Source organism: Streptomyces sp. MK37H (assembly GCF_018035285.1).
Lineage (GTDB): Bacteria > Actinomycetota > Actinomycetes > Streptomycetales > Streptomycetaceae > Streptomyces > Streptomyces endocoffeicus.
On the sequence record NZ_JAAAYH010000670.1, the window covers coordinates 1 to 3,272 of the forward strand.

Consider the following 3,272-nt stretch of genomic DNA (forward strand, 5'->3'; position numbering starts at 1 on the left):
CGAGCGGACGCCCCGGTCGTGGGAGGATCGGAGTGCGGGCCGGAGTCGCGCGGACCGGGCCGCGCCGCAGGACGTCGAGGCACGCGCATGAGGGAGCACCGTTGAGCAGGTTGCGCTGGCTGACCGCGGGGGAGTCGCACGGCCCCGCACTCGTGGCGACGCTGGAGGGGCTGCCCGCCGGGGTGCCGATCACCACCGACATGGTGGCGGACGCCCTGGCCCGACGGCGGCTCGGCTACGGCCGCGGTGCCCGGATGAAGTTCGAGCGCGACGAGGTCACCTTCATCGGCGGCGTACGCCACGGGCTGACCCTCGGCTCCCCGGTCGCGATCATGGTCGGCAACACGGAGTGGCCGAAGTGGGAGCAGGTCATGGCCGCCGACCCGGTGGACCCCGAGATCCTCGAGGGAGTCGCCCGTAACGCCCCGCTCACCCGTCCCCGCCCCGGCCATGCCGACCTGGCCGGGATGCAGAAGTACGGCTTCGACGAGGCCCGGCCGATCCTGGAGCGCGCCAGCGCCCGCGAGACCGCCGCCCGGGTGGCGTTGGGCACCGTCGCCCGCTCGTACCTCAAGGAGACGGCCGGGATCGAGATCGTCTCGCATGTCGTGGAGCTGGCCGCCGCGAAGGCGCCGTACGGCGTCTACCCCAGGCCCTCCGACGTCGAGAGGCTGGACGCCGACCCGGTGCGCTGCCTGGACGAGGACGCGAGCAAGGCGATGGTGGCCGAGATCGACCAGGCCCACAAGGACGGCGACACGCTCGGCGGCGTCGTCGAGGTGCTCGCGTACGGCGTGCCGGTGGGCCTCGGCTCGCATGTGCACTGGGACCGCCGGCTCGACGCACGGCTGGCCGCCGCGCTGATGGGCATCCAGGCCATCAAGGGTGTCGAGGTCGGCGACGGCTTCGACCTCGCGCGGGTGCCCGGCTCCAAGGCCCATGACGAGATCCTCTCCACGGACGAGGGCATCCGGCGCTCCTCGGGCCGCTCCGGCGGCACCGAGGGCGGGCTGAGCACCGGCGAGCTGCTGCGCGTCCGGGCCGCGATGAAGCCGATCGCGACCGTGCCGCGGGCGCTGGCCACGGTCGATGTGACCACCGGCGAGGCCACCAAGGCCCACCACCAGCGCTCCGACGTGTGCGCCGTCCCGGCGGCCGGGATCGTCGCGGAGGCCATGGTCGCGCTGGTCCTGGCGGACGCGGTCGCGGAGAAGTTCGGCGGTGACTCGGTCACCGAGACCCGCCGCAATGTGCGGGGCTTCCTCGAGAACCTGGCCATCCGGTGAGCGGGGAGGTCAGCCAGGGCCCCGCCGTCGTGCTGGTCGGGCCCATGGGGGTCGGGAAGACCACCGTCGGGCAGGTGCTCGCGGCGCGGCTCGGCACCACCTTCCGCGACACCGACACCGACATCGTCGCGACGGCGGGCAAGGAGATCTCGGAGATCTTCATCGACGAGGGCGAGCCGCACTTCCGCGAGCTGGAGCGGCAGGCGGTGCGGACCGCCGTCGCCGAGCACGGGGGCGTGCTCGCGCTGGGCGGCGGCGCCGTCCTCGACGAGGGCACCCGGGCGCTGCTCACCGGCCTCCCCGTCGTCTTCCTGGAGATGGGCGTCGCCGAGGCCGTCAAACGCACCGGTCTCGACGCCCCGCGCCCGCTGCTCGCGGTCAATCCGCGCCAGCGCTGGCGCGAGCTGATGGAGCAGCGCCGCCCGCTGTACACCGAGGTCGCCCGCGCCGTGGTGTCGACCGAGGACCGCACCCCCGAGGCCGTCGCCGAGGCCGTCCTGGACGTACTGGAGCTGAAGAACGCATGACACCCCCTGTGGCCGATACCCCTACGCGCATCCAGGTCGGAGGCACCGCGGGCACCGCACCGTACGAGGTGCTGATCGGCCGGCAGCTCCTCGGCGAGCTTCCCGCGCTGCTCGGCGCTGTAGCCAAGCGCGTCGCCGTCCTGCACCCCGAGGCGCTGGCCGAGACCGGTGAGGCGATCCGCCAGGACCTCGCCGAGCAGGGGTACGACGCCATCGCGATCCAACTGCCCAACGCGGAGGAGGCCAAGACCGCCGAGGTCGCCGCGTACTGCTGGAAGGCGCTCGGCCAGACCGGCTTCACCCGCACCGATGTGATCGTCGGCGTCGGCGGCGGCGCGACCACCGACCTCGCCGGATTCGTGGCCGCCACCTGGCTGCGCGGAGTGCGCTGGATCGCCGTCCCCACGACCGTGCTCGGCATGGTCGACGCCGCCGTCGGCGGCAAGACCGGGATCAACACGGCCGAGGGCAAGAACCTCGTCGGCGCCTTCCACCCCCCGGCCGGGGTGCTGTGCGATCTGGCCGCGCTGGACTCGCTGCCGGTCAACGACTACGTCAGCGGGCTCGCCGAGGTCATCAAGGCGGGCTTCATCGCCGACCCGGAGATCCTGGAGCTGATCGAGCGGGACCCGGTCGCCGCCCGTACGCCCGCCGGTCCGCACACCGCCGAGCTCATCGAGCGCTCCATCCGGGTCAAGGCCGAGGTCGTCTCCAGCGACCTCAAGGAGTCCGGGCTGCGGGAGATTCTCAACTACGGACACACGCTCGCCCACGCCATCGAGAAGAACGAGCGCTACAACTGGCGCCATGGCGCGGCCGTCTCCGTGGGCATGGTCTTCGCCGCCGAGCTGGGCCGGCTGGCGGGCCGTCTGGACGACGCCACGGCCGACCGGCACCGCACCGTCCTGGAGGCCGTGGGCCTGCCGCTCACCTACCGCGGCGACCAGTGGCCCAAGCTGCTGGAGACCATGAAGGTCGACAAGAAGTCCCGCGGTGACCTGCTGCGCTTCATCGTCCTGGACGGTATCGCCAAGCCCACCGTGCTGGAGGGCCCGGACCCGGCGGTGCTGCTCGCGGCGTACGCCGAGATCTCCGGCTGACGGTCCATAACCGTCTTCTCGCGTCACAACTCTGTCATCGCCTCCGAAAGCCCGCGGCCCCGCCGCGGGCTTTCGAACAGCCCCCAAGCCCTCGCGGTTGCGGCCCTTGAGGGACGAAATGCCTGGCTGGCGAGGGGCGGCGGGGACACAGCGGGTTTGCGGTCCGTTCACACAGCCGAGCTCTGGGCAGGTACCGTTCGGTAGGAGCGGCCTCACCGCCGTATCAGCACCTGACAGTTGTCGGACGAGAACTGCCTGTACGAGACGGAGTGCCACCGGATGCAGCATGCAGTGGGAGCTCCGCTGCCACCGCCCCATCAGCCGGGGCCGGTTCCCGGGCCGCAGGGCGCGGGCTGGGC

3 protein-coding genes are annotated in these 3,272 nt (G+C 72.5%); all 3 read left to right on the forward strand.

Annotated elements, in window-relative coordinates; all coding sequences use genetic code 11:
* The first annotated feature begins 101 nt into the window (after window positions 1–101).
* From aroC to aroB, 3 genes are read left to right on the forward strand one after another with little or no spacing between them, the layout of a single operon-like run.
* On the forward strand, window positions 102–1,286 hold the full coding sequence (aroC, locus tag GWI24_RS42455) for a chorismate synthase (RefSeq protein WP_210951356.1): 1,185 nt from the start codon (window positions 102–104) through the stop codon (window positions 1,284–1,286).
* Between the two features lie 44 nt (window positions 1,287–1,330).
* Complete coding sequence (locus GWI24_RS42460; protein ID WP_210951358.1) at window positions 1,331–1,813, forward strand: shikimate kinase; 483 nt, start codon at window positions 1,331–1,333, stop codon at window positions 1,811–1,813.
* On the forward strand, window positions 1,810–2,913 hold the full coding sequence (gene aroB, locus GWI24_RS42465) for a 3-dehydroquinate synthase (RefSeq protein ID WP_210951357.1): 1,104 nt from the start codon (window positions 1,810–1,812) through the stop codon (window positions 2,911–2,913). Before GWI24_RS42460 ends, aroB begins: the two co-directional genes overlap by 4 nt.
* Window positions 2,914–3,272: the final 359 nt, after the last annotated feature.